Origin of the sequence: Hydrogenophaga crocea, assembly GCF_011388215.1 — a bacterium.
In the GTDB taxonomy this organism is placed as follows: domain Bacteria; phylum Pseudomonadota; class Gammaproteobacteria; order Burkholderiales; family Burkholderiaceae_C; genus Hydrogenophaga; species Hydrogenophaga crocea.
Window position 1 is genome coordinate 1,253,425 of record NZ_CP049989.1, and the last position, 24,149, is coordinate 1,277,573.

Genomic DNA, 24,149 nt, shown 5'->3' on the forward strand with positions numbered 1-24,149 from the left:
GCGCTCCGGGAACGTCGGGTTTCGGAATCAGGCGCGGTCGGCAACCCGCTCACCCATCAGGCCGGTCGGCCTCAGGGTCAGCACCGCGATCAGCACCACGAAGGCGAAGATGTCCTGGTAGTGGCTGCCCAGGAAGTCGTTGGTCAGCGGGCCGATGTAGCCCGCACCGAGGCTTTCCACCAGCCCGAGGATGAGACCTCCGAACATCGCGCCGTAGACGTTGCCGATACCGCCGAGCACCGCGGCTGTGAACGCCTTGAGCCCCGGAATGAAGCCCATATAGAAGTGCACCAGCGAGTAGTTGGCCGCCAGCATGACGCCGGTCAAACCCGCCAGGCCTGCGCCAATGCCGAACGCCAGCAACACCACCTTGTTGGTGTCGATACCGAGCAGCGCCGCCACCTTGGGGTTCTCCGAGGTCGCGCGCATCATGCGGCCCACCTGCGTTTTCTCGATCAGCAAGGCCAGACAGACCATGCAGACAAGCGAGAGCACCAGGATGATGATCTGCGTGACGCTGATGACGAGGCCGTGGAATTCGATGGGTTCCTGCGGTACCAGCGAGGGAAACTCGTGGTAGTTGCGACCGAAGAACACCATGACGATCGTCTGCAGCGTGAGCGAGACACCGATGGCGGTGATCAGGGGCGCAAGGCGTGGCGCGTTGCGCAGCGGTCGGTAGGCCACGCGTTCGATGATCAGGCTCAGCGGAACGCAAACCACCACGGCCGCCACCACCGAAAGCGCGAGCACCAGCGGGCCGGGCAATCCGGGGAAGAGTGTCATCAACACCTTGGCCGCAAGCAACGCGGCCATGGCCCCCACCATGACGATGTCGCCATGCGCGAAGTTGATGAGCTGCAGGATGCCGTAGACCATCGTGTAGCCCAGAGCGACCAACGAGTAGATGCTGCCGACGATGAGGCCGTTGATGATCTGTTGAAGAAACTCGGTCATGGGATCGCGCCGGGGTTGATACAACAAGACTCGCCCGACCCCGAACGAAGGGGTGCTGGACGAACGGGTGGACGCGGGAGGCGCGAGCAGGCCGTGCGAGCGTTCGCAAAAATTCTGCGGCCAGCGAAGCCGTGGCCGCGTGAAAGAAGCGACGCCCAGGCTTCAAAACGCGACAAGTCGCGTGACTGATCGCGTGTGGCGCGGTGTTTCGATGGCATCAGGCGTTGATGCCTTCGATCCAGCTTGTCGCGAATTGACGCCTGTGTGTCGGTTGTTTCAATGCAGGCCGACGCTGTGTTTCTCGATACTGGTTTTCCGGCGAATCAGTTGCCGTCAACCATGGAGAAACTCAGATGTTGCGACTCAAGACCTCGCTCCTGATCGGTGCGTGTGTTGGAGCCATTGCCACCAGCGCAAGTGCTCAGCAAGAAGTTGTGGTCCGTATCGGCATGGCAGCGCCCATGACCGGTCCGCAGGCCCACTACGGCAAAGACAGCGAACGCGGCGCGCAGCTCGCGATCGACGACCTCAACGCAAAAGGCGTGACGATCGGCGGCAAGAAAGTCCGCTGGCAATTGATGCCCGAAGACGATGCGGCAGACCCGCGCCAGGCGACAGCGGTGGCGCAGAAGTATGTGGACATGAAGATCAACGGCGTCATCGGGCATCTGAACTCGGGCGCCACGCTGCCGGCTTCCAAGGTCTACAACGACGCCGGTATTCCCATGGTCACGCCGTCGGCGACGAATCCGAAGATCACGCAGCAAGGGTTCAAGTACGTGTTCCGCACCATTGGCAACGACGGCAGTATTGGCTCCGGCATCGCCAAGTACGTTCACGACACCCTGAAATTCAAGAACGTCGCCATCATCGACGACCGCACGGCCTACGGGCAGGGCGTGGCCGATGAGTTCGAGAAGGCGCTGAAGGCAGCCGGTGGCAACGTGGTGGCACGGCAGTACACGAACGACAAGGCCACCGAGTTTTCAGCCATCCTGACCTCGATCCGCGCCCGCAAGCCCGACTTGATCTTCTACGGCGGCATGGACTCGCAGGGGGCACCCCTGTACCGCCAGATCCGCAAGCTGGGCATCAACTCGCCGCTGGCGGGTGGCGATGGCTTGTGCACGGCCGAGATGGTCAAGGTGTCCACCATCGGACCCGATCGCAACATCTACTGTGGCGAGGCAGGCATCCAGCTCTCACAACTGAAGGGTGGGGCGGACTTCCAGAAGCGGTTCAATGACCGGTTCAAGGCAGACATCCTGCTCTATGCGCCCTATGTTTACGACGCCGTGATGGTGATGGCCGATGCCATGGTGCGCGCCGGTTCGGCGGAGCCGGACAAGTACGTCGATGCGTTGGCCAAGGCAGACTACCAGGGCATCACAGCGCGCATCCGGTTCGATGCCAAGGGTGACCTCCAGAACGCCGCCATCACGCTGCAGACGTTTGAAAAGGGTGGACGCGCACCGGTCGGTGTGATCCAGTAAGGTGGTGGGTCAGGTCTGCGGTCGCCAGAACCGGGGCCTGGCCCGATCTGCCGCGTGGTGGTGCGTTTGCGCGTGCCCAGGCGGTATCTGAATCAACCCGGAACACGCAAGGTGAACTCGTCATGCTGGTGCTCAAGCCGTCCTGCGAATGCTGCGATGTTGATCTCCCGCCCGAGTCGACGCGCGCGCGCATCTGCTCGTTCGAGTGCACCTTCTGTGAGCGCTGTGCAGACCAGAAGCTGAAAGGCGTCTGCCCGAACTGCGGTGGCGAGTTGGTGCGCAGGCCCGTGCGCCCGGCGGAGAAGCTCGCCAAGTACCCGGCATCAAGGGAGCGGACGTTCAAGCCGCAAGGATGTGCTGGCCGTCAGTGATCCGGAAAGCCGGCATCAGGCGGCGGACTGTTGCGGTGCTCAGGCACCGCCTTGCTCGGCAACCTCGTTCGCTTTGATCAGGTCGATCGCAACAGTGGCGGCGCCAAGGATGTGTCGCTTGTTCAGGCGCAGTGCCAGATGCTCGTCCTTCGCTGCCACTGCGGCGAGCAGTTCCTCGTGCTCTGAATCCGACCGCGCCTCGTAGTGCGCGTTCTTCCACGTGTAGTGCAGGTACCTGTCTGCATGCTTCCACAGCGTCTCCAGTTGCGAAAGCAGGAAAGGCCGTGCGGCGCCCGCGTGCAGCAAGCGGTGGAACGCCCAGTTCCATTGCGACCGCTCTTCCAGTGAATCCGCCTTGGCACCGCGTGCCAGGGCTTGCCGCGCCGCGACCAGGTCCTTCGCGGACAGTCGCTTCATCGAATGCTTGAGCGCAATGGACTCCAGGGCCACGCGCATCTCGGCGAGCTCCAGGCATTGATCCGCGCTGAGCGTGGTGACCACGGCGCCGCGGTTGGGCTGGATGTCCACCAACCCGCCTTGTGCCAGGGAGGCGAGGGCTTCACGAACCGGAATGTGGCTCACGCCGAACTCCGTGGCCACCTCGGCCTGGCGAATCGGCATGCCCCCCGGGTAGGTGCCGTCGACGATGCGACGCTGCAGCGTGAGCGCGATGGTGCGCGCGGCAGGGTTGGCCGTTTTTGACATTGAAGCTTCAGTTTAATATATTAAAAAGGTGCGCTGTCAGGAGATCAGCCCGAGTTCCGGTGCACGACAGGAGTGAGAAGTGACATTGTTGAACACACCGGTGGTGGGCAAGCGGACGGCGCTGATGACGCCGATCGGAGTCGAACGGATGGGGGATGTGGCCGACACCCTGAATAACCCCGACGTGCTGCGCCTGGAGAACCTGGATACAGACCTGCTGCCGCCACAGGTGGCGCTGGACACCACCCGCGAGCAGGTGCTGGACGATGACGCCAACAGCTACCTGCCCTTCTTCGGCCACGACAGCCTGCGAAGGGCGGCCACAGCGCTCGTGGAGCGTAACGGAGGCCTGCCGGCAGGCACCTACAACTGGAAGAGCCAGTGCTTCATTTCGGCCGGCGGCCTCAGCGGCGTCCTGAACGCCTTGTTGGCTGTCATTGAGCCCGGCGACGAGGTGGTGATGACCAGCCCGACCTACGTGGGTCTGATCAACCGGGTGCTGCTGGCCGGTGGTGTACCACGGTACATCCCGATGAAGGTGGTCGACGGCGAATGGCGGCTCGAAACCGGGGCGATCGCCGGGGCGGTCACCGAGCGGACCAAGGCCTTCCTGATGATGAGCCCGTCCATGCCCACGGGCGCCACGTTCAACCGACATGAGTGGGAGGCCATCTGCGCTGTCTGCGTTCGGGCCAATGCCTGGATGATCTATGACAGCGCCATGGAGCGCATCCTGTTCGACGGCGCACCGCGCCTGAACCCGTTGCATTTTCCGGGGATGCAGGAACGCACGATCACCGTCGGCGCTGCGTCCAAGGAGTACCGGATGATCGGCTGGCGCGTGGGCTGGATTGTCACGCCCATGCCGGCCGCCGAGGCCTTGAGCCGCGCGGCGCTGGGCAATGTGGTCTGCACCGTGGGCATCGCCCAGCAAGCCGTGGCCAGGGCCATCGAAGCGCCCGACGACGGCATCGAGCGATGCACGCGGGAATGGCAGGCCCGCCACGACTACATCGTGCGGGTGCTTCGGCCGAAATACGACGTGGTGGCTGCCAAGGGCGGGTGGTCACTGCTGGTCGATGTCTCCAGGCATGGCCTCACCGGTGCGGAGGCGTCCAGGCGCCTGCTGGCCGAAGGCGTGGCGGCGACGTCCATGGAGAACTGGGGCCTGGAGAACACGCGCGACTACGTGCGCCTGGTATTTGCCAACGAACCGGTGCTGCGCCTGAGCAACCTGGCCGAGCGTTTTCAGCGCGCAATACCTGCGTAGTGAACAGCCTTGCCGCATGCGAAGCACTGCGGTACGGGCGTGGGGGTCTTCCTGGTAACGGGGTCAAGGCTGGGCGGGTCATTGGTCGACAGCTTGAGACTGAAGTGCGACATTCAGCTACGACCGTTCAAGTTCTGCATCCCCCGGCAAGCGGTCGTTGTCAGATCATTGCCGGGAGTTCCTTGTGGAGCCAGTCTGCTGCTGGCAATCAGGTCACTCTACGGGCAAGACGGTAACGTCACATTCCCGCAGGTAGCGAGGGGCCAGGCCATGTCGGGTTACTCCCTCTCTATCTCCAGGTACACGCGACTGGCATTGCCCGGATGCAGCTCCACCGCATTGTTCAGTGCTTTGAACGGCCCCAGGTCAAACGAGCGGATCGCCACCCCGATGTCCTGCAAGTCGTCCACAGCCCGCCGCATGTGGGCGCGCAATGTGCTCAAGTAGTCGCGCGTCTGCGCTCGCGCCACCGACAGCGTCGCCGGCTGACCATGGCCCGGGATCAGCACCTTGGGCGCGAGGCGTTCAACCTCGTCGAACGCCGCCAGCCACCGGCGGGTGTTGCTGACCGGCAGCACCGCGAGCAATCGGTCCACGTAGATGATGTCCCCCGCAAACAGCGCGCCTTGCGCGGGCAGCCAGACCATCATGTCGCCAGGCGTGTGTCCGCCGCCGCGATGCAGGAGCTCGACCCGTGCGCCACCGAGATCCAGCGTGGCGTCAGCTTGTGCAATCAGTCGATCGGGGAACACGGGGCGCGTCCCATCGAAGCGCGCCCCCAGCAAAGCCCGGAGGGCCTGGATCTGATCGCCAGCGCGGGCGCGCATGTCGGGCACGGCGGACGCGTGTGCGATCAGCTCTGCGCCCTGGTCGCGGAAATAGCCGTTGCCGAGCCATCGATGATCCTGACCACCTGTGTTGATGACCCAGCGCACCGGCAATGGGGTGATGCGGGCCACCGCCTGGTGAATATCCCGCGCGCTCAGGTAGGTGGCGCCTGGATCTATCACGATCGCACCTCCTGGGGCCACCACCAGGCCGATATTGGCGTTGAGTGCTTCGTTCTGCACCGTGCGTGCACCCACGTCACCGACGTGCACATAGACGTTCTCGGCGACTTTCTGAAAGCGCACCTCGACCGCCTCAGACAAGGCCGGGCCAATGCACAGGAGCAGGGCAATCACCAATCGGGGCATGGGGGCTGATCCTCGCGGAAAGTGTGGCGATTCCCATCGGGAGAGTCGCCGGTCATTCAGTGCTATGGCTTTGACCGGGAAACCGGCCAATGGGGGTGTTGATCATCGATCCAGTAGGCGTGAGCGTGGCGGGTGCCGTCGTCGTGATGGTGTTCGATCACCTCGGGATCTTCGGCGGGCCACAACCGCCAGGCCACGCACAGCGCCAGCAAGACCGCAGCGCCAAGCACCCCAAAGGTCGCAGACAGACCCCAATGGGCACCGGCCCAGCCGGCCAGGGGATAGAACAGAAGCCAGCACGCGTGCGAGAGCGCAAACTGTGCGGCGAACAACGCTGGCCGGTCGGTGGGGTGTGCCGATCGACGCAGGAGCCGGCCCGAGGGTGTCTGCGCGATCGCGTAGGCGACCCCGACCATGAACCAGAGCAGCAGCAGCGGGGGATAGCTCGTGAGCCATATGCCCGCCACCATCAACACGCACAGCGCGGCTGTGCCGGTCAGCATGACAGGCCTGTCCGGCCAGCGCTCCAGCAATCGGGGCAGGCCCAGCGCGGCGACCATAGACCCGGCGCCGAAGCTCGCCAAGGCCAATGCCAGCGCGTTCTGCGGCAATCCCCATTGGGCCTGAACCAGCACCACGGTGTTGACGAAAACCATGGCGCCTGCGGCCGCGAGGCCGAAGTTGATAGCCAGCAGCCCACGAAGGCGGGGTGTCGCCAGGTAGATGCGAAGGCCACGTGTCGTGCGGTCGTAGAACCCGCGCCGCTCGGCCGCCGCCGGGCCGGGCAAGGTCACAGAGGCAACCAGCAGCGCAGAAGCCAGGAACCCCAGCACCGTACCTGCGAACAGGGCGTGAAAGGACATCACGCCGAGCAAAGCCGCTGCCAGCATGGGGCTCAGCAGGCTCTCCAGGTCGTAGGCCATCCGCGACAAGGAAAGTGCCTTGGTGTATTCCTGCTCGTCCGGCAACACGTCCGGAATCGTGGCCTGAAAGGTCGGGGTGAAGCTGGCCGAAGCCGCTTGTAGGAGAAAGATGAGCGCGTAGATCTGCCAGATCTGGGTCACGAAAGGCAGGCTTAACGCCACCGCCGCGCGCACGAGATCGAGCGCGACGAGCAACTGGCGCCGTGGCAGGCGTTGAGCCACGGCGGTAGCGACCGGCGCAATGCCCACATAGGCCACCATCTTGATGGCCAGCGCGGTCCCCAGCACCAGGCCGGCGCTCTGACCGGCCAACTCGAAGGCCAGCAGGCTGAGCGCCACGGTGGCCAGCCCTGTGCCGACCAGCGCAATGGCCTGCGCACCGAAAAGACGCCGGTAGGTGCGGTGGCGCAGGACGCTCAGCATGGCGACGCCTTCTCCCCTGGCTAGAGGTAGCGGGTGATCTTCTTGAATTCCTCAAGCGAGGCGGCGGTTGGAGCCGCACCCTTTACGCCGGCGATAGCGTGCTCAAGACAGTGGTCGATGTGGTCCTGCACCAGGGTCTTCTTGGCCTGCGAGATCGCCTTCTCGACTGCCTGCAGTTGCTGGGCGATGTCCAGACATTCGCGGCCCTGTTCGATCATGTCGATCACGCTGTCGAGGTGACCGCGCGCGCGGCGCAGCCGCTTGATCAACGCGGGGTGGGTTTCGTGCCGGTGGGGATGTGACATGGCAGGACTATATCCTCCCCCCCAGGTTAAGATGGCGCTTGTTCCGACATCCCTTTGCATGAGTCCACGCTCTTCGATTCCGCGCTCGAACCCCGGCTGGCTGGGTCGGGGGATGCGCGTCTGGGTGCTGATCACCTTGCTCGTGGGCGCGATGGGCTCTTCGATCGGCGCCATGAACAGCCATGCGCTGGCGGTGCTCGATGCGGTGCGATCAGTGGACATGGCGCACGGCACCGATCATCCGCACACGCACGATCATTCCCACGATGACCTCTGGCTGGCCGACATGGACGGGGCCGCGCACTCGCACCTCGGCGCCGACCACTCGCACGACAAGGCCCACGCCTTGCCAGTCCTGATCAGCCTCGCGAATGCAGTGCCATCCCGATGGACGCGTTGCGCCATCGCGTGGTGTGAGCGATGGCCGGTGCATCGGCTGGAACGTCCTCCGAAGGCGACCTGACAGCTTCGCTCCGAGCGTTGCCTGCTTCCTTCCGCGTCCGCCCGCCTGGGGTGGTCGCCCGTTCTTGTCTTTGAGGAGTTTCCATGCCCGGCTTTCTGGAGCTGCTGCCGACGCCTGCCCGAAGGGCATTGCGCTGGCCCGCAGCCATCTGGCTGTTCCTTGCCTTGTTTGCCCTCGCGCTCATGGGTGCGAGCGATGCGCTGGCCCACGGCGTCACCCAGGGTGACAAGGGCTACATACAGGAGATCTCCGGCGTCAAGCTGCTGCCCTTCGTCTACCTGGGGGCCAAGCACATGATGACCGGCTACGACCATATCCTCTTCCTGTTCGGCGTCATCTTCTTCCTGTACCGGTTGAAGGACATCGGGCTCTACGTGAGCCTGTTCGCCATCGGCCACTCCACCACCATGATCCTCGGCGTGTACTTCAACGTCGGGATCAACGCCTTCCTGATCGACGCGATCATCGGCCTGTCGGTGGTCTATAAGGCGCTCGACAACCTGGGCGCCTTCCAGCGCTGGTTCGGCGTGCAGCCCGACACCCGGGCGGCGACGCTGATCTTCGGCCTGTTCCACGGCTTCGGTCTGGCGACCAAGATCCTTGAGTACGAGATCTCCTCCGATGGCCTGGTGCCCAACCTGCTGGCCTTCAACGTCGGCGTCGAACTCGGCCAATTGCTCGCGCTAGCGGTCATCCTCATCGGCATGAGCTACTGGCGGCGTACCGCCGGCTTCGCTCGCCACGCCTACACCGCCAACGTCGCCATGATGTGCGCCGGCTTCGTGCTGGTGGGCATGCAGCTGGCGGGCTATGTCGTCTTCCACGTCTGAAACCCATTCCCTGAACACCATGTACAACAGTCCCGTCCCCACCACCGCCGAGCTGCCATCCTCCCGGCAACTGGTGCGCTCCACCGTCATCGCCGCAGTTGTGGCGATCGTCCTGCTGGTCACGGTCGTTTTCCCCGCCGAGTACGGCAAGGACTGGACCGGTGTCGGCCGCCTGCTCGGACTCACCGAGATGGGTGAGATCAAGACCGCGCTGGCACGCGAAGCGGCAGCCGAGGCCGCCGCTGCGGCGCAGCAGCGTGCAGACAACCACGCGCAGCAGCACGCCAGTGGTCAGCCGCATGCGCACGACGCAGCCGCGCCCACGCCGGCACCTGCGCAGCCACAGGCCATGTCAGCGCCTGCGCCCGCACCCACGTCGACGTCCGCAGCCGCCGCAACCAACGCACCCGCCGCGAACGCCTGGCGCGATGAACTGAGCGTGGTGCTCAAGCCCGGCGAGGGCACCGAGATCAAGCTGGTCATGAAAGAGGGCGAGAAGGCCTACTTCGCCTGGACCGTGCAAGGCGGCGTGGTCAACTACGACACTCACGGAGATGGCGGTGGTCGATCGATAAGCTACGTCAAAGGCCGCGGCGTTCCCTCAGACGAGGGCGAACTGGTGGCCGCATTCACCGGCAACCACGGCTGGTTCTGGCGCAATCGGGGCAAACAGGACGTCACGCTTGTCCTGCGCACGCGAGGTGACTACAGCGAACTGAAGCGGGCCAAGTGATGCGGAGGGCCTGGGGCCTTGCCAAGTTTTAGCCGCATCCCTGCCGGATCAGTATTGGGTGATCGTCAACACAACGTCATCCACAACGCGTTCAAGTACTGCTCCACCCAGCCTGAGCCCATGGTCGAGATTTTTGCGGGTCCGAGCGCACCGGGGCAGTACACCATCACCGTGCGAGACAACGGCATCGGTATCCCCTTCAATCAGATCGATCGCCTCTTCCAGCCCTTCGAGCGGCTGTCCTCTGCAAAGAGCTTCTCGGAGGAAGGGATTGGCCTGACAACCGCCAAACGCGTGCTGGACAAACACGGCGCGTCCGTGTCCATCCAGTCGGTGGAAGGCGATGGCACCACGGTGGTGATGTCGTTCCCGAATCAAGCCATCGAGTCCAATGATCTCGCATCAGATACGAGCCACACCGGCAGGACCACATGACCACCCCCCCACCCCCCGAGCGTCCGACCTTCCTGATCGTTGACGATGACCCGCTGGTGGTTCACGCCCTGGCCAAGGCGCTGAGGCCGTTGGGCAAGGTTGCGTTTTCGACTGAGTACGACAGGGTCCATGTGGTGGCCGCTTTGTCGCGACCACGCGTGATGCTAGTCGACGTCGACCTCCCTCAGGTTACCGGGTTGGACATTGTTCGACGTTTGCGCATGAACGCGGATCTCGATCTCGTGCATGTCCTGTTGATGACAGCTCACAGGGGCAAGTCCGTACTCGACGAGGCGAGAAGCCTGACGGTCGACGATGTGCTCACCAAACCCATCGACACGGCATCGTTGGTGGCTCGCATCAAGGAACTTTTCTAAGTCGTTTCTGACGGGCCAGCTCCGCACGAATTGGCGCAGTCCTTCGGGTGCGAACGTCTGCATTTGACTGCAGAGCGTACTGTGGGCGATGTAGGTTGACTGACAGCTGTCGCTGTGAAGCCGACGGGAAGGGTTTGAGGTCGGCGCAAGAGTGATTTCGGTCGCTCTTACGTTGGACTGTGAACTGCCGCTATTTCCGAGACAGGTCGCTGCGCTACGTTCCTGCGATCTGATTTGCGGGTTGCGAGCGTGTAGCCCGCTGAGTGAACCGAAGGGGTACGCCGCGTCGCCTGCTAAACCAGAGACGCTGGCCGATGGCGATGGCGAGCACCAAGGCGTGAAACCCGACGGCCGCCTCGGAGGGCCTTGCCCCGCCTGTCGTGTTCGCTCCTACTCCATTTCGATCTCGAGATAGACCCTGCTGGCGTTGCCAGGGTGGAGTTCATCTGCGTCCATTTTGAGCACTATGTCCCGGCGTTGTGTTGCGCTGGTGTCGGGGCTTTTGTTCAGCCTGTTGCCATCGCTTGGTTCGGCCGCGGAGATCCGGTTCGAAAAAGTCACCGAAGGGGTGTATGTCCATGTCGGTGATCTGGGCGGACGCACCAAAGAGAACGAAGCCTTGAATGCCAACATCGGACTGGTGGTAACGCCAGCCGGCGCCATCCTGATCGACAGTGGGGCCACCTACCTCGGCGCTCGCGACATAGACTAGGCGGCCCGACGTGTGTCGAACCAGCCTATCCGTTGGGTCATCAACACCGGTGGCCAGGACCATCGATGGTTGGGCAACGGCTACTTCCGGGAGCAAGGTGCGGAACTGATCGCCCACAGCAGCGCGGTGCCCGACATGCGCGCGCGGGCGGGCGACCAATTGCAGGCGCTGCAGAACCTGCTGGGTCCCCGCTTCGAAGGTACGCATCCCGTGTATCCGGAGCAGCTGCTCACGGCCGCGGACACCGGCCTTGAGCTGGGTGGCGTGCGCGTGGAGCTCCGCATCGAGGAGGTGGGCACACGCCTGGCGACGTCCTGGTGTGGCTGCCCGAGCGGGACGTGGTGTTCACCGGGGACATTGTCTACACCGAACGGCTGTTGGCGGTGCTGCCCGTGAGCCGTACCCGTCCTTGGCTGGAGGCGTTCGGTGTCGCGGAGGCGATCAATCCCCGCTGGCTGATTCCCGGGCATGGTCGTCCCACCGATCTGGCTACGGCGAGGCGGCATACCCGCGACTACATGCAAGCGCTGCGGGCACACATGAAGTAAGCGGTCGATGAGATGGAGGAGATCGGCGCGGCCATCCGGTCGTTTGATGTGCGGCCCTTCCTGTCCCTTCACAACGCGGCTGGGCCTACCCTCTTCATGGCAGCGCCCTCGCGGATGCCGAGAGGCCTTGTGCTGTGATCAGTTTCAATGGAGCGTCTCCTGTGCAGCGAATGAGGCGGTTGGTTGATCTGGGCGAAATAGCCGGCAGCGGTGAAGCGAAGTGTTGGCCGGCGGTGGGCTATGCAGCGCCCGCCTGCAGCACCAGGGACACGAGAACGATCAGCCCTTCATGTTGGCCCTTTCGTCGCACCCGCTGCGAGACGCGCTCGAAGTGCCGCCACAATCGGCGCAGTCGCCGACGGCGGGAACGGCGACACGCTGCTGACGTTGATCTCGCACAGCACCCAGCGGTGCGCTGCGCCGGACGCTGACTCACCGAACATGAAGTCGCAGTCCCACAGCAACGGCAGGTGATCGCGCGCGAGGCCGACACGCTCGCGCAGCAACGTGACCCAGCCCGACGTGAGCTGCACTTTCAGGTCCTGCCCGCCCGGCCAGTCGACGTCGTGGTACAGGCGCGGCCCCGGCTGCGCTTCGTCGGGGTGTAGCGCGTTGATGACCTGGTGACCGAAGCCGGCAACGCGGTCCTCGACGAGGTAGGCGCGTAGCATTCCTTCGCGCAGCCGCGGCTGCCAGGCCTGGTCGATCAGGTGGCCGCCCGCGGCAGGCTCGAAGAACGGCGCCAGGGTCTGCTGCAACGTGGTCAGGTCCATGCGCTGCGGCGCGCTGCCGCGCTGGGCATGCCGCACGTCCAGCAGTCCGTTGCTGCCCTGCTCCACGCGCCACACGCCGATGCCGCTGTGCCCGCGGTTCTGCTTCAGCACCCGGGGTCCGTGCTGCAGTCGCGTCGGCAGATCGGCGGCTAGTTGCGCCGGGCTGTCGATGCGCTGGACGTCGCTGCCAAAAGGCAGGTCGCGGGTCTCGTAGAGCACGTCCTTGGTGCCCAGGCGGCGCACGGCCTCTGGGTGCGCGCTGACGAGCACGCCGGCGCGTGCCACCTCGCCGAGCAGCGCGTCGAGGCGGTCGCGCCGGCGCCCGCCCTCGATCGGGTTGCACCACACCAGTACCGCCTGCACGCGCCGAAGTTGAGCCTCGACTTCGTGGGCGAAGTCGTCGTGCCAGACCGCGGGCTCGGCCGCGATGCCCGCCTGCGCCAGGGCCTCGAAGAGCGCGGCGAAGCGGCTCTCGGCGGGGGCGGCCCGGTCGCGCGCCGCCCGGTCGCCGGGGTAAAGGAGCGCGACCTTGGGCGCGGCGTTCATGGCCCGGCCTTCTCGGTTTGCGGCCGGCCTGCGGCCTGCCATCCGTCAATGCCGCCACGCAGGAAGCGTGCATTCAGCCCGGCTGCGCGCAGCCGCATCGCGGTGGCGCGGCTGACCTCGTGACCGTAGACGCAGTAGACGACCACCTCGCGGCCAGCCGGCTGCTCCGCGGCCCAGTTGGACACTGCCGCCGGATCGCGCCAGCGCGCGCCGGGGATCATCGTGCGTGCCGGCTCGAACACGGCGGCGCGGCGCACGTCGAGCACGGTCGCGTCGCCGATCTCGTCGGCACCGGCACCGAAGGACTCGCTGGCCGCATGTACCGCCTGCTGGTAGCGCTCATGGACGCCTGCCCAGTCGATGTTGCCCATGAAGGCATCGACGTAGGCGCCGGTGGCGGCGCCATAGTCGAGGTGGTAAGCATGCTCGTACATATCCAACGCGAGCAGCGGCACGCCGCCGACCAGCGCATGTGTGTGGTCGGCAGCCCACTGGTTGACCAGCGTGCCCTCGCGCGGCTGGAACACCAGCAACACCCAGCCCGAGCCGCCACCCAGCGCTTTGCCCATCGCCGTGAACTCGTCGCGCCAGCGCTCGGCGCTGCCGAAGTTGGCGTCGAGCGCGAGCTTCATCGCCGGCTCCATCGTCACGCCGTCGCCACCCAGGCTGCCGAAATACAGCTCGTGCAGCAGCATCGAGTTGCTGGCGATCAGCTCCTCGCGCTTCAGGCCGTTGAGCTGGAAGCCCGGCGCGCTGCCGAACGTCGTGGCCGCCAGCTGGGCGCGGATGGCGTTGAGCCGCTTCACCGCACCGCCGTAGTTGTTTTGGTGATGGCTGGACATCAGCCGGGGCGACAGGCCGCGCAGGGCTGCGGGGTCGAAGGGAAGATCATGCAGTCGGGCGTCCATTCGGACTCCTTTCAGCGCAGCACGGGAAGCAGCCAGCTCACCACCAGCCCGATGGCCGCGCAGGCACCGAGCAGCGGCATCACGCCGACCTTGAAGCGGAACAGCGCCACCGCCGCCGCGGCGCCGATCAGCGCTGACGGCCAATCGAAGCGCCCGCCGAAGCCCTGCGGCCACAGCACGTGGTAGGCGAAGAACATCGCCAGATTCAGGATCACGCCGACCACCGCCGCCGTGATCGCCGACAGTGGAGCCGTGAAGCCCAGCTTGCCGTGCGTGGCCTCGACCAGCGGACCACCGGCCAGGATGAACACGAACGAGGGCAGGAAGGTGAAGAAGGTGACGACGGTCGCCGCCAGCGCGCCACCGAGGAACAGGGCTTCAGGCCCCAGCACCTGCTTCAGCCAGCCGCCGACGAAGCCGACGAAGGCCACCACCATGATCAGTGGGCCGGGCGTCGTCTCACCAAGGGCGAGGCCGTCGATCATCTGCGGGCCGCTGAGCCACCGGTGCTGCTCGACGGCACCTTGGTACACGTAAGGCAGCACTGCGTAGGCGCCACCGAAGGTCATCATGGCCGCCTTGGTGAAGAACCAGCCCATCTGCGTCAACGTGCCCTGTAGCCCCTGGGTCGCGACCAGCACCGCCATCGCGAGTCCCCACAGGCCGAGGCCGGCGAGCAGCACCTTGGCGAGATGGCTGCGCGAGAAGCGCGCGTGCGGCGGCGTCGGCGTGTCGTCGTCGATCAGCGCCGGGCCGTACCCGGCCCTGGCGCTGCCATGGCCGCCGCCGAGCGCGAACACCTGCAGCCAGCGGCGCGCGCCGAACCAGCCGATCAGCCCAGCGGCCAGCACGATCGCCGGAAAAGGCGTGTCGAAGGCAAAGATGGCGACGAACGAAGCGGCGGCGATGCCCCACATCCATCGGTTCTTCAAGGCCCGCGTGCCGATGCGGTGCGCCGCGTGCAGCACCAGCGCCGTCACGGCAGGCTTCAGGCCGTAGAACAGGCCCGCCACCAGCGGCACGTCGCCGAAGCGCAGGTAGATCCAGCTGAGCCCGACCAGGATGAACAGCGACGGCAGTACGAACAACGCGCCGGCCACGATGCCGCCCCAGGTGCGGTGCATCAGCCAGCCGATGTATGTCGCAAGCTGCTGCGCCTCCGGCCCGGGTAGCAGCATGCAGTAGTTCAGCGCGTGCAGGAAGCGGCGCTCGCTGATCCAGCGCCGACGCTCGACGAGCTCGGTGTGCATGATTGCGATTTGCCCGGCCGGCCCGCCGAAGCTGATGAAGCCGAGCTTGAGCCAGAAGCGGAAGGCCTCGGCGAAGCTGACTGCCGGCGGAGCCTTGGCGGTTGCGGCGGATGTGTCGGGGGGCGGGTTCGTGACGGTGCTCATGAAGCGGCTCCAGGTGCGGCATGCAGGGCGTCGAACACCGCTGCCGCTGCCACGCTCAGTTCATCGTCGTCGGCGTGGACCTCGTGCAGGCCGGACAGCACCGCCTCCAGCCCCGCGGCCTCAGGTACCGGGATGCCGCCGACGTCCAGGAAGTGCACCGCGCGCGCGATGCGTTGCAGCCGCGGGTCGACATCCAGGCCGAAGCTGGCCGCCAGCACCTCGAAGCTGACGCGCGCGCCGACATGCGTGAAGCGGGCACCGTCGTAGTCGAAGCCCAGGGTGCCGCGCGGCGCGGGCGTCGATCCGGCCGGATCGGCTAGCCACAGGAAGCGCGCCTCGGGGTCGATGAAGCGGCGGATCAGCCAGGCGCAGGCCAGCCGATCAACCCAGGGTCGTGCGCGTGTGGCCCAGCGCTTGCCGCGAAACTTGCCCGCATCTAAGCGCGGGATGCCGTGCGGCGCTTGCGCCACCGGCTCGCCGCGCGAGAAGCGCGCATCAAACGTCTCGCGCAGCGCATCGAGTTCGGCCTGCGCCTGTTCAGCGGCGGCGCCTGGGTAGTAGTCGATGCGCTGGAGTGCCTCCAGAGCCTCAGCAACGGCACGCCAGCGTCGCCTCGCCTCGGTCTCTTCCAGAGCGGCCAGGGTCGCGGCGAGCGCCTGCGCCTGTGCGCGCCATTCGCCGTAAGCCTCGGTGCGGTCGAAAAGTGCCAGCACGTCCGCGTGCATGTCCGGATCACGTGTCGAAAGTTCCAGCACGCTGGCCTGGCCACCGTGGGCGCGTACCTCCGTCACTAGGGGTTCGAACCGCGCGGCGTGTGCCTCAGGTAATACATAGACGCCATCGCGCAGCGAACCACAGCCCAGGGCCTTCAGCGCGCGCCAGATGCGCAGACGGACGGCGTTGGGCTGCGTCGGAAGGGTAAGGAACAGAGCGCTCCACATGTGTGGAGCATATACTACGTTAACGGAAATAGATATTTCATAGACGTGGACGAACAGTGGCCCGACGACATCGGTGCTGTCGCTGCATCTGACAGGCTGGGTCCGCCGCGCTCGCGATCGGAGTCTGATCGGGGTGGAGCCGATGGTGGGCGCTCAGGACGCATTCGGCGACCGTGTCTTTTGGGCCGGTACAGCGAATCGAGCGGCCGGGGAGCTGTCGCCTACTTTGCATGGCCCCTCGCCCGAGTCCTGCGCCGGCTTTAGCTCGCGTGGCCGCCATCCGGGTCCCTGCCTGCCGTGAGGTTCAACGACTGCTTGATGCCAGGCAGCACGAGTAGACGGTCGAGCGTCCACCGTCGGCAGGCGCTGCAGTGCAGCCAATGGCAAGCCCCCCCATTGCATCCACCTGCTGACTCATCGCGCGATGTATCGAGACCGCCAAGGCAGCTGGTTGCTGCCCTAGTGCGGCTCACTTGACAGTAACCCGAAGTGTGCGAGTTTGTAGCAACTCCTCCACTTCGGCACCTACATGAACACGCGAACCACCTGGTCGAGCGACTCTGTCATCGCTCGCAGCGCCCCCAATGGCATCCACATCGAGATCAGCGATCAACTGTCCCTATCGCTGCGCACCGAACTCCCACAACTGCTGAAGCGCTTGGTGGCTCACGTTGACAAACCCGTCCTCGCCAGAGACGTTCGCCAGTTCGTTTTCGATCCGCGCATCCTGGATTGGCACTGCGTGCATCGATCGTTTCCGGTTTACGGCGAAATGTTTTGCTGGCATCGACACTTCTTTCTGCACGCGTACTCGCTCAGAGGTCCGTCAAGCGGTGCACACGGTGAAGGTGGCGCCGCGCGTGCATGGTGGCATGAGCTGAATCGATATCGCGTGGCCAGTTCGCGGAAAGAGGCTGCTTCTCTGGCGGCTTTGGCCGCAGTCGGATGCGTCGGCCCAGCAGGTGAGGCGCACAGGGCAGTCCTGGGACGCTTCTCGCGGTGGCTGATAGGGGAGGAAATGGACACGTGGAGTCGTGGCCTCAAGTTTTGACGTCGGTGCGACATGTCCTCGTGCCGTTGGCTCATGCCAAAACCTGCTTGGCGGGACGTCCCCTTGGGCGCTTGGCGGGCAATGCCGGTGCTTCAACTGGTGCAGGCAGCCGCGTATGGTCGGCGTCATTGATTTCTCCGCGCAGCCACCTCAAGAGTTCTGTGCGTCGGAAGTACCGCGCGCGGCCCACGCGTATGAGGGCAGGCATGCCAATAGCGACCTCACGACGAATCCATTTGTCGAGACAGGCGGCGGTAACGCCGATGATTTGAGCGGCCGTGGGTACGTCCACGAGCATGGGCTGAATTGTGTCGCCCTGAGGCAATGAAAGAACAGAGTGAGTCACAGGCTCTCCTGGGGAACCTGGCAGCAGATCGGGTGCCTGTGAGTGGCCACAGACAAGCCTCATCCTCAACCCTGTTTCTATATGCGGGGTGGAGACGTACCAATCCTTGCGATGTGGTGTGCGCCAGAGAGACACCAGTCGTGGATCGGAGGTGGGCCGATGGATCGGCAATCGACGGGGTGTTTAGGCACCTTCGGCGATATGGTGATGACCGACAGCTGTCGGCGAGAGACACAACTTTCGATCGGTCTCACGCATGTAAGGATGGCCTACGAGCTTGACCAAGGCAAGCGACCTGGCCCAGCACATGCTGTGGGGCATGGATCGCCACCGCAAACTGCTTTGCAAGTTCAGGGGTGAGGAGGGCGCAGGAGATTTGACTTCACTGGCCGATCAGATCGCCGAGCGCGAGCTGGGGCCAGGCCACGACGCCTACGTGCTCGATGATGGCGTGGACGACTGAGGCCTGAGGCACTGTCCACCGGGTCGGCGTGCTCGTAGAGTTGAGCACGCGCGATCATCTCTACGAGTCGAAAATCCGATCGCGCTCGGCCATCTGCAGCGCGATCCCATCGCGCTCTTTGGGGTCGACCTGGGCCTCATCGGCGAAGTCGACCCATCTGCGCACCGCACGGTTCACATCCTCCACCGCGGGGATCAACTCGGCGAGCAGGCCGAAGCGCTCCGCCACCACCCGCACATCCGAGAGGGTGATCCGGTCGAACTTGCCGTTCACGGACATCTGGTGCTGGCGCACCCACTGGCTGTCGGCGCGATAGGCGTGTGTGATGTCGTAGGCCGGGGCCAACTCCCACTGTCCGCCCTCGCGCAGCAAGAAGGAGAAGTTCTTGGTGTGGTCGTCGTTGTTGACGGCCAGCACGTTGAAGACCATTCGGCGCAGCAGTTGAGCCATGGCCTTGCGACCAAGCTTGAGCGCCTGGGCGGTCTGCAGCAGCTGGTTGTAGCTGTGTGTGCCGATTTGCTTGTAGTCCAGGTGGCCCATGGCGCACAGGGTCTGCATGTGCAGCCGCTCATTGCCATCGCGGTCGAATCGCTTGGTCATGAAGTGCGCTCGGCCGTTTTCCCGCAGAAGCCGGCACGGCGACATGACGATACCCGCGTCCTGAGCCATCAGGTAGTAGGCGTACTCGATGCGGCCATAGCTCTTGGACGGGCCCAACACGTGGTCCACGCCCATCCCGTCGAACTTGAGCAGCCAGGCCTCAAAGCCGTCAGGTATATCGAACTGGCCGGTGCGCACCTCTTCTGTGACTGGATTCCAAGCAATGGTGGCCTTCGCGCGAGCGCCGCCAGCGGAAGTGCCCACCTGGATGATCTGCTTGAGCGCGGTGATGGCATGGTCATCACCATCGAAGTCTCCCTGCACCGCCTTTCGGGCTGACTCGACCAGCTTGCCCATTTCGATCGCTGTGGACTTGCTCGGGGGGGGGCCACGCAGCGGCCCGAAGGTGAGGGCGCCCATCCCGCGCTTTCCCATGTAGGCCAAGCGATCGAGCGCACTCACCATGCCCTTGCTCAAGCCTCGCTCGGCCATCCAGGCATCGATCAGGGCATTGCCGAAGTCGTCGGGCAGCGCATCGGCCAGCAGCGCCGGCAAGCGCTTGTACGTCTCCTCGGGGAGGTCCGTGAACAGGAACGGCTCGCTGGCCTGAGCAAGCGGCATCTGTAGCGGCGCCAACTCGATGCCTCGCTTGACCCAAGAGGGGTCGTAGATGAATGCGTAGTAGTTCTTCGTCGGCTCCAGCGCAACCGCGCCTACCAGCTTGCCCCAGGCGCGCACCTCGACGGCCTGCACGGGCCTGTAGGCGCTCTGGCGAGCGGACCTGGATCTTGGTTTGGTCGTGGCCATGGCTCAGCTCTTGTTTTGACCGTGGTGGGGTTTGCTCGCGCGTTGGCGCTGCGCACCGTGGCGCAGCATGTCCAGCGGATTGATGGTCACGGGCGGCTTGAGGGTAGCCAGCCAATCGGCGCGGCCCAGAACCCTGAGCACCGAGACGAATGAGCCCAGCGTCGCCCCCTCGCCAAGCTCCAGACGGCGCACCACATTGATCGAAACGCCGGCGGACTTGGCCACATCCTCCAGCGTGAGGTTCATGCGCAGGCGCTGCGCACGCAGCTGCTCGCCCAGTTCGAGCATGAGTTCCTCGGTCGTATGAGGTGATGGCATAACGATCCGTTAACGAACAACTATCAGTTGAAAATACGGATAAATATCCGAAAACGGATTATAGCAGGTGATGGCATCAAGCAGTCTGGATGACAATAAATATCCAAAAACAGACAATAATGGCGGAAATTACTCCTTAAACGTACGATATCGAACAGTTATGACTGATCAGAACGAGACGGTGGGCGAGGCCTCACAGCAGCCCTCGCGCCTGGGCCCCCAGATCACGGGCAACGTGGGCCTGTACTACTGCTGCTACCGCCTCTCGCTGATGGGTTGGAACGTCATGCCCACCGCGCGCAACGCCCGCGGCGTAGACCTCATCGCCTACGACCACGACGCCAGCCGCATGATCAGCATCCAGGTGAAGGCCCTCAGCGCGCGTGCAGCCGTGCCCCTTGGCACATCATTGGACAAGGTGATGGGCCAGTACTGGGTGATCATCAACCGGGTGGCCACCGCGCCCACCGTGTTCATCCTGGAGCCGGCCGAGGTCAAGGCGCTGGCCAAGAGCAATGTGAAGGACGGCAAGACCACCTACTGGCTCGACCCGCCCATGTACGAGCAAGCGCAGTTTCGCGAGGCGTGGCACCGCATCGGACAGGCCAAGCCAGCGTCGCCTCAGTAGGGCGCCCAGTGCGCGCGCCACGACAATCGTGCCGCGCACCAGCTAACGCAGGAGATCGTCTAGCTGAGGCTCGATGTATCCGCGGCAGTAGGGTGCGCAGGTGCACTGGCGCTCGACCTGCTCGATGATGTCTGGGCCGAAGGTCTTGCCCTCGTTCTGCAAACACCAGGCGCAATCGTCAGGGGTCTGCGTAGAACGCCACTTGAACTCGCGCGCCCCAACCTTGAAGGACTTCTGCAAGGTATCGCGCCGACTGAGCCGATGGCGAGCACTGATTGCGGGGTCGGACAGAGGCGACTTGGTGTCGCGCAACTTCAGGCCTTCGCTGGAGAGCAAGTCGACAAGCTCATGCGTGATCAGCATCCGGGGGTTCAGGCCCAGGGCTTTCTTCTACCGCTCGCGCATGTTCGCAAGGACCCGTCAGCCCCTGCTTCGCAGGTTCAACTCTCAGGAGGAAGCTGGACATTTGACTGCGCCGGGACAATATGGGGACGGCGCCCCTGTCCCTCTCTGTCCACTCGCGTCCGACCCCGTCCACGCGGGGACAATTCGGGGACACTCAGCGTCGAAAATCGGCTATTTTCAGCGTCTGCCGGTTTTTCCGATTTTCGCGTAAGCTATTGAATTTAAAGGGGATTTATGGCCTGCCCGGAGGGACTCGAACCCCCGACCTGCTGCTTAGAAGGCAGCTGCTCTATCCAGTTGAGCTACGGGCAGTGCGCGGGTGCGGTGCCGATGGAAAAAAGGCCCACGGGGTGGGCCTTTGTTCTGTGCGAATGGTCGGAGCGGCGGGATTCGAACTCGCGACCCTCTGCTCCCAAAGCAGATGCGCTACCAGGCTGCGCTACGCTCCGACGAGCCGCGGATTCTACCCGCAGGCCGGGACACCCCGGCTCGGGCAAGCGGCCGATGAGGCGCCCCGTGTGTTCACTCAGCGCTTCGCGTACTGCGTCTTGCCGAACAGGATGTCGCGCGACTTGTCGTCGGTGAGCGGCTTGCGCGCGTCGGCCAGCACGGCCACGCCGCGCTGCACCGCGGGGCGCTCGGCGATGCGGTCGAACCAGGCCTTCAGGCGCGGGTAGTCGGCCCAGTCGATCCCCTGGTTCTGCCAGCTGCGCAGCCAGGGGAATATCGCGATGTCGGCGATCGAATAATCGTCGCCCGCGATGTGGGCGTGGTGCGCGAGCTGGCGGTCCATCACGCCGTACAGGCGCCTGGCCTCGTTGGTGTAGCGGTCGATCGCGTAGCCGATTTTCTCGGGCGCATAAATGCGGAAGTGGTGGGCCTGGCCCAGCATGGGGCCCACGCCACCCATCTGGAACATCAGCCATTCGAGCACCTTGAAGCGTTCGCGGTCGGTGGCGGGCAGGAAGCGGCCGAACTTGCTCGCCAGGTAGACCAGGATCGCGCCCGATTCGAACAGGCTGATGGGCTGGCCGTCGGGGCCGTTCGGGTCGACCAGCGCGGGGATCTTGTTGTTGGGGCTGATGGCCAGGAACGCGGGCTTGAACTGGTCGCCGGCGCCGATGTTGACCGGGTGGGCCTGCCAGTCGCGGCCGAGCCGCAGGCCGCACTCCTCGAGCATGATGTGAACCTTGTGGCCGTTGGGCGTGGGCCAGGTGTAGACGTCGATCATCCGGGCATGCTTTCGTGGTGGGTTGAAACGGACGGAGCGGGCAGCTTACGGGACAATCGCCGCCCATGTGGACCACCGTTCTGAACACCCTGAGCCCGGCGCGGCGCCAGCGCACCCGGCACGCGGCGCTGATCGGCTGGGCCGAGCCGAGAGGACTGGCCTTCGAGCCCCGGCGCGACGGCGCCTGCGCCTTCACCGGCGCCTGGTCGGGCCATGCGGTGCGCATCGAGCTTCAGGCCGCGGGGCGCTCCTACCTCGAAGGCCAGGAGCTCAATGCGCGCGCCGACATCGGCGTGCCCCTGCCCACCGGCGTGGTGCTCATGAACCGCAGCCTCAAGCGCGCGATGGAGCGCTGGTCGGCTTACGTGTATTCGCAGATCACGAACTCGCTGGAGACCGTGGCGCAGGACCTGCCCGAAGAGGTGCGCTGGCTCTCGACCTACCGCGACGCGGGCTGGCAGGGCCCGGGCGAGGCCTTCTTCGCGCGGTATGCGGTGCTGACCGACTCGCCCGAGGAAGCGCGCGCGCTCATCGACCCGGCGGTGGTGCAGGCGCTCATGCACTGGCCCGACGATGCCCGCTCGCCCGACACGCCGCTGTTGCTGATGCGCGTGCGTGGCAAGCTGCAGCTGCGCCTGCAGCTCGAGCCCACGCGCCACGCGGGCTGCGAGCGGCACGCGCTCGGCCTGTTCGAGTTGCTGAGCCAGCGCCTGCTGGCCCAGGCGCGCGACCTCAGCTCCCGCGCGTGATCGGCATCTCGACCTCGTCGGGCAGGTTCATGTGCCGGGCGAGTTCGAGCTTGGCGATCGATTGGCGGTGCACCTCGTCGGGGCCGTCGGCCAGGCGCAGCGTGCGCTGGTGCGCGTAGCTGTAGGCGAGCGGGAAATCGCCGCTCACGCCGCCGCCGCCATGGGCCTGGATGGCCATGTCGATGATGTCGCAGGCCATGTTGGGCGCCACCACCTTGATCATCGCGATCTCGGCCTTGGCCACCTTGTTGCCCACCGTGTCCATCATGTAGGCGGCCTTGAGCGTCAGCAGGCGCGCCATCTCGATGCGGCAGCGCGCGTCGGCGATGCGCTCGTGCCAGACCGATTGCGCGGACACCGGCTTGCCGAAGGCCACACGGCTGTTGAGGCGCTTGCACATGAGCTCGAGCGCGCGCTCGGCCGCGCCGATGGAGCGCATGCAGTGGTGGATGCGGCCCGGACCCAGGCGGCCTTGCGCGATCTCGAAACCGCGGCCTTCGCCGAGCAGGATGTTGCTCACCGGCACGCGCACGTTCTTGAGCACCACCTCCATGTGGCCGTGCGGCGCGTCGTCGTAGCCGAACACGGAGAGCGGGCGCACCACGGTGATGCCCGGCGTGTTCGCGGGCACCACCACCATGCTCTGCTGCGAATGGCGCGGCGCGGCAGGGTCGGTCTTGCCCATCACGATGTAGACCTGGCAGCGCGGGTCACCGGCGCCCGACGACCACCACTTGCGGCCGTTGATCACGTAGTGGTCGCCGTCGCGCTCGATGCGGCACTGGATGTTGGTGGCGTCGCTGGACGCGACCTCGGGCTCGGTCATGAGGAAGGCCGAGCGGAGCTCGCCGCGCAGCAGCGGTTCGAGCCACTGGTCCTTGAGCGCCTCGGACGCGTAGCGTTCCAGCGTTTCCATGTTGCCGGTGTCGGGCGCCGAGCAGTTGAAGACCTCGGCGGCCCAGGGCACGCGGCCCATGATTTCGCACAGCGGCGCGTACTCGAGGTTGGACAGGCCTTCGGGCGCGCGGTGGCTGCGCGGCAGGAACAGGTTCCACAGGCCCGCGGCCCGCGCCTTGGGCTTGAGCTCTTCGATCAGCGTGGTGGGCAGCCAGGCGTTGCCCTTGGCGCGGTTGGCCTCGATCTCGGCGAAGAAGCGGCCTTCGTTGGGGTAGACGTGTTCGTCCATGAAGGCGAGCAGGCGCTCGCGCAGGCCCTTGACCTTGTCGGTGTAGTCGAAATGCATGCGGT

At 65.1% G+C, this 24,149-nt stretch carries 28 protein-coding genes and 2 tRNA genes; 13 read left to right on the top strand and 17 right to left on the bottom strand.

What is annotated here, in order from left to right:
• Positions 1–27: 27 nt before the first annotated feature.
• Positions 28–957 carry a branched-chain amino acid ABC transporter permease gene (locus G9Q37_RS06110; protein ID WP_166226025.1) on the bottom strand — a complete coding sequence of 310 codons (930 nt, stop codon included), beginning with the start codon at positions 955–957 and terminating at the stop codon, positions 28–30.
• Positions 958–1,310: 353 nt separating this feature from the next.
• Here G9Q37_RS06110 and G9Q37_RS06115 point away from each other — a divergent pair, with 353 nt between their 5' ends.
• Both G9Q37_RS06115 and G9Q37_RS06120 read left to right on the top strand, forming a co-directional pair.
• Positions 1,311–2,450, top strand: coding sequence for a branched-chain amino acid ABC transporter substrate-binding protein (locus G9Q37_RS06115; RefSeq protein WP_337179382.1), 1,140 nt, complete (start codon positions 1,311–1,313; stop codon positions 2,448–2,450).
• 122 nt (positions 2,451–2,572) lie between these two features.
• Positions 2,573–2,821: a DUF1272 domain-containing protein gene (locus tag G9Q37_RS06120; protein ID WP_166226028.1), complete on the top strand. Its 249-nt coding sequence runs from the start codon at positions 2,573–2,575 to the stop codon at positions 2,819–2,821.
• A 39-nt stretch (positions 2,822–2,860) separates the two neighbouring features.
• Here G9Q37_RS06120 and G9Q37_RS06125 read toward each other — a convergent pair whose 3' ends face one another.
• A complete protein-coding gene (locus G9Q37_RS06125; RefSeq protein ID WP_166226031.1) occupies positions 2,861–3,526 on the bottom strand; it encodes a GntR family transcriptional regulator in 666 nt (221 codons plus the stop codon).
• A gap of 79 nt (positions 3,527–3,605) precedes the next feature.
• On the opposite strand from G9Q37_RS06125, the gene G9Q37_RS06130 reads away from it, so the two are divergent.
• Complete coding sequence (locus tag G9Q37_RS06130) at positions 3,606–4,796, top strand: pyridoxal phosphate-dependent aminotransferase (RefSeq protein WP_240936535.1); 1,191 nt, start codon at positions 3,606–3,608, stop codon at positions 4,794–4,796.
• 278 nt (positions 4,797–5,074) lie between these two features.
• Here G9Q37_RS06130 and G9Q37_RS06135 read toward each other — a convergent pair whose 3' ends face one another.
• The 3 genes from G9Q37_RS06135 to G9Q37_RS06145 form a co-directional block, all read right to left on the bottom strand.
• Positions 5,075–5,992 carry an MBL fold metallo-hydrolase gene (locus G9Q37_RS06135; protein ID WP_166226033.1) on the bottom strand — a complete coding sequence of 306 codons (918 nt, stop codon included), beginning with the start codon at positions 5,990–5,992 and terminating at the stop codon, positions 5,075–5,077.
• Between the two features lie 62 nt (positions 5,993–6,054).
• Positions 6,055–7,338: an MFS transporter gene (locus G9Q37_RS06140; RefSeq protein ID WP_166226036.1), complete on the bottom strand. Its 1,284-nt coding sequence runs from the start codon at positions 7,336–7,338 to the stop codon at positions 6,055–6,057.
• Between the two features lie 20 nt (positions 7,339–7,358).
• Positions 7,359–7,643, bottom strand: a complete 285-nt coding sequence (locus G9Q37_RS06145; protein ID WP_166226039.1) for a metal-sensing transcriptional repressor — start codon at positions 7,641–7,643, stop codon at positions 7,359–7,361.
• A gap of 112 nt (positions 7,644–7,755) precedes the next feature.
• Between G9Q37_RS06145 and G9Q37_RS06150 the strand changes: the two genes are divergently transcribed.
• The 5 genes from G9Q37_RS06150 (at position 7,756) to G9Q37_RS06170 (ending at position 10,481) form a co-directional block, all read left to right on the top strand.
• On the top strand, positions 7,756–8,106 hold the full coding sequence (locus G9Q37_RS06150; protein WP_166226042.1) for a hypothetical protein: 351 nt from the start codon (positions 7,756–7,758) through the stop codon (positions 8,104–8,106).
• Between the two features lie 182 nt (positions 8,107–8,288).
• Entirely contained in the window at positions 8,289–8,936 is a 648-nt protein-coding gene (locus G9Q37_RS06155) for a HupE/UreJ family protein (protein ID WP_240936631.1), read from the top strand.
• A 19-nt stretch (positions 8,937–8,955) separates the two neighbouring features.
• Positions 8,956–9,669, top strand: a complete 714-nt coding sequence (locus G9Q37_RS06160) for a transmembrane anchor protein (RefSeq protein WP_166226048.1) — start codon at positions 8,956–8,958, stop codon at positions 9,667–9,669.
• Between the two features lie 54 nt (positions 9,670–9,723).
• Positions 9,724–10,104, top strand: a complete 381-nt coding sequence (locus tag G9Q37_RS06165) for an ATP-binding protein (RefSeq protein ID WP_166226051.1) — start codon at positions 9,724–9,726, stop codon at positions 10,102–10,104.
• Entirely contained in the window at positions 10,101–10,481 is a 381-nt protein-coding gene (locus G9Q37_RS06170; RefSeq protein WP_166226053.1) for a response regulator, read from the top strand. The genes G9Q37_RS06165 and G9Q37_RS06170 overlap by 4 nt, the downstream gene beginning before the upstream one ends.
• Before the next feature lie 442 nt (positions 10,482–10,923).
• On the opposite strand, the gene G9Q37_RS06175 is transcribed toward G9Q37_RS06170, so the two are convergent.
• Positions 10,924–11,400 carry a hypothetical protein gene (locus tag G9Q37_RS06175; protein ID WP_166226056.1) on the bottom strand — a complete coding sequence of 159 codons (477 nt, stop codon included), beginning with the start codon at positions 11,398–11,400 and terminating at the stop codon, positions 10,924–10,926.
• A 110-nt stretch (positions 11,401–11,510) separates the two neighbouring features.
• Between G9Q37_RS06175 and G9Q37_RS06180 the strand changes: the two genes are divergently transcribed.
• Entirely contained in the window at positions 11,511–11,741 is a 231-nt protein-coding gene (locus tag G9Q37_RS06180; RefSeq protein ID WP_240936539.1) for an MBL fold metallo-hydrolase, read from the top strand.
• 287 nt (positions 11,742–12,028) lie between these two features.
• Here G9Q37_RS06180 and G9Q37_RS06185 read toward each other — a convergent pair whose 3' ends face one another.
• From G9Q37_RS06185 to G9Q37_RS06200, 4 genes are read right to left on the bottom strand one after another with little or no spacing between them, the layout of a single operon-like run.
• Positions 12,029–13,060 (bottom strand): Cj0069 family protein, encoded by a 1,032-nt coding sequence (locus G9Q37_RS06185; RefSeq protein ID WP_166226059.1) that lies wholly within the window; start codon positions 13,058–13,060, stop codon positions 12,029–12,031.
• Entirely contained in the window at positions 13,057–13,968 is a 912-nt protein-coding gene (locus tag G9Q37_RS06190; protein WP_166226062.1) for a Fe-Mn family superoxide dismutase, read from the bottom strand. Before G9Q37_RS06190 ends, G9Q37_RS06185 begins: the two co-directional genes overlap by 4 nt.
• Before the next feature lie 11 nt (positions 13,969–13,979).
• Positions 13,980–15,362: a chromate efflux transporter gene (gene chrA, locus G9Q37_RS06195; protein WP_166226065.1), complete on the bottom strand. Its 1,383-nt coding sequence runs from the start codon at positions 15,360–15,362 to the stop codon at positions 13,980–13,982.
• A complete protein-coding gene (locus tag G9Q37_RS06200; protein ID WP_166226068.1) occupies positions 15,359–16,303 on the bottom strand; it encodes a chromate resistance protein ChrB domain-containing protein in 945 nt (314 codons plus the stop codon). Before G9Q37_RS06200 ends, chrA begins: the two co-directional genes overlap by 4 nt.
• Before the next feature lie 529 nt (positions 16,304–16,832).
• Here G9Q37_RS06200 and G9Q37_RS06205 point away from each other — a divergent pair.
• Complete coding sequence (locus tag G9Q37_RS06205) at positions 16,833–17,354, top strand: hypothetical protein (protein ID WP_166226071.1); 522 nt, start codon at positions 16,833–16,835, stop codon at positions 17,352–17,354.
• 623 nt (positions 17,355–17,977) lie between these two features.
• Entirely contained in the window at positions 17,978–18,163 is a 186-nt protein-coding gene (locus G9Q37_RS06210; RefSeq protein WP_166226074.1) for a hypothetical protein, read from the top strand.
• A 60-nt stretch (positions 18,164–18,223) separates the two neighbouring features.
• Here G9Q37_RS06210 and G9Q37_RS06215 read toward each other — a convergent pair whose 3' ends face one another.
• Positions 18,224–19,570 carry a type II toxin-antitoxin system HipA family toxin gene (locus tag G9Q37_RS06215; RefSeq protein WP_166226077.1) on the bottom strand — a complete coding sequence of 449 codons (1,347 nt, stop codon included), beginning with the start codon at positions 19,568–19,570 and terminating at the stop codon, positions 18,224–18,226.
• Positions 19,571–19,573: 3 nt separating this feature from the next.
• Positions 19,574–19,858 (bottom strand): helix-turn-helix domain-containing protein, encoded by a 285-nt coding sequence (locus tag G9Q37_RS06220; RefSeq protein WP_166226080.1) that lies wholly within the window; start codon positions 19,856–19,858, stop codon positions 19,574–19,576.
• A 190-nt stretch (positions 19,859–20,048) separates the two neighbouring features.
• On the opposite strand from G9Q37_RS06220, the gene G9Q37_RS06225 reads away from it, so the two are divergent.
• Positions 20,049–20,516, top strand: a complete 468-nt coding sequence (locus G9Q37_RS06225) for a hypothetical protein (protein ID WP_166226083.1) — start codon at positions 20,049–20,051, stop codon at positions 20,514–20,516.
• 42 nt (positions 20,517–20,558) lie between these two features.
• Here G9Q37_RS06225 and G9Q37_RS06230 read toward each other — a convergent pair whose 3' ends face one another.
• From G9Q37_RS06230 to G9Q37_RS06245, 4 genes are all read right to left on the bottom strand, one after another.
• The gene (locus G9Q37_RS06230; RefSeq protein WP_166226086.1) at positions 20,559–20,879 is read right to left on the bottom strand and encodes a hypothetical protein; all 321 of its coding nucleotides are present in this window, start codon (positions 20,877–20,879) and stop codon (positions 20,559–20,561) included.
• Positions 20,880–21,156: 277 nt separating this feature from the next.
• Positions 21,157–21,233 (bottom strand) — tRNA-Arg (locus tag G9Q37_RS06235).
• Between the two features lie 60 nt (positions 21,234–21,293).
• A tRNA-Pro gene (locus G9Q37_RS06240) sits at positions 21,294–21,370 on the bottom strand.
• 77 nt (positions 21,371–21,447) lie between these two features.
• Positions 21,448–22,152, bottom strand: coding sequence for a glutathione binding-like protein (locus tag G9Q37_RS06245; protein WP_166226089.1), 705 nt, complete (start codon positions 22,150–22,152; stop codon positions 21,448–21,450).
• A 65-nt stretch (positions 22,153–22,217) separates the two neighbouring features.
• On the opposite strand from G9Q37_RS06245, the gene G9Q37_RS06250 reads away from it, so the two are divergent.
• Positions 22,218–22,901, top strand: coding sequence for a hypothetical protein (locus G9Q37_RS06250; protein ID WP_166226092.1), 684 nt, complete (start codon positions 22,218–22,220; stop codon positions 22,899–22,901).
• On the opposite strand, the gene G9Q37_RS06255 is transcribed toward G9Q37_RS06250, so the two are convergent.
• Positions 22,885–24,144, bottom strand: coding sequence for an acyl-CoA dehydrogenase family protein (locus tag G9Q37_RS06255; protein WP_166226095.1), 1,260 nt, complete (start codon positions 24,142–24,144; stop codon positions 22,885–22,887). The two genes, G9Q37_RS06250 and G9Q37_RS06255, sit on opposite strands and share 17 nt — an antisense overlap.
• Between the last annotated feature and the right edge of the window lie 5 nt (positions 24,145–24,149).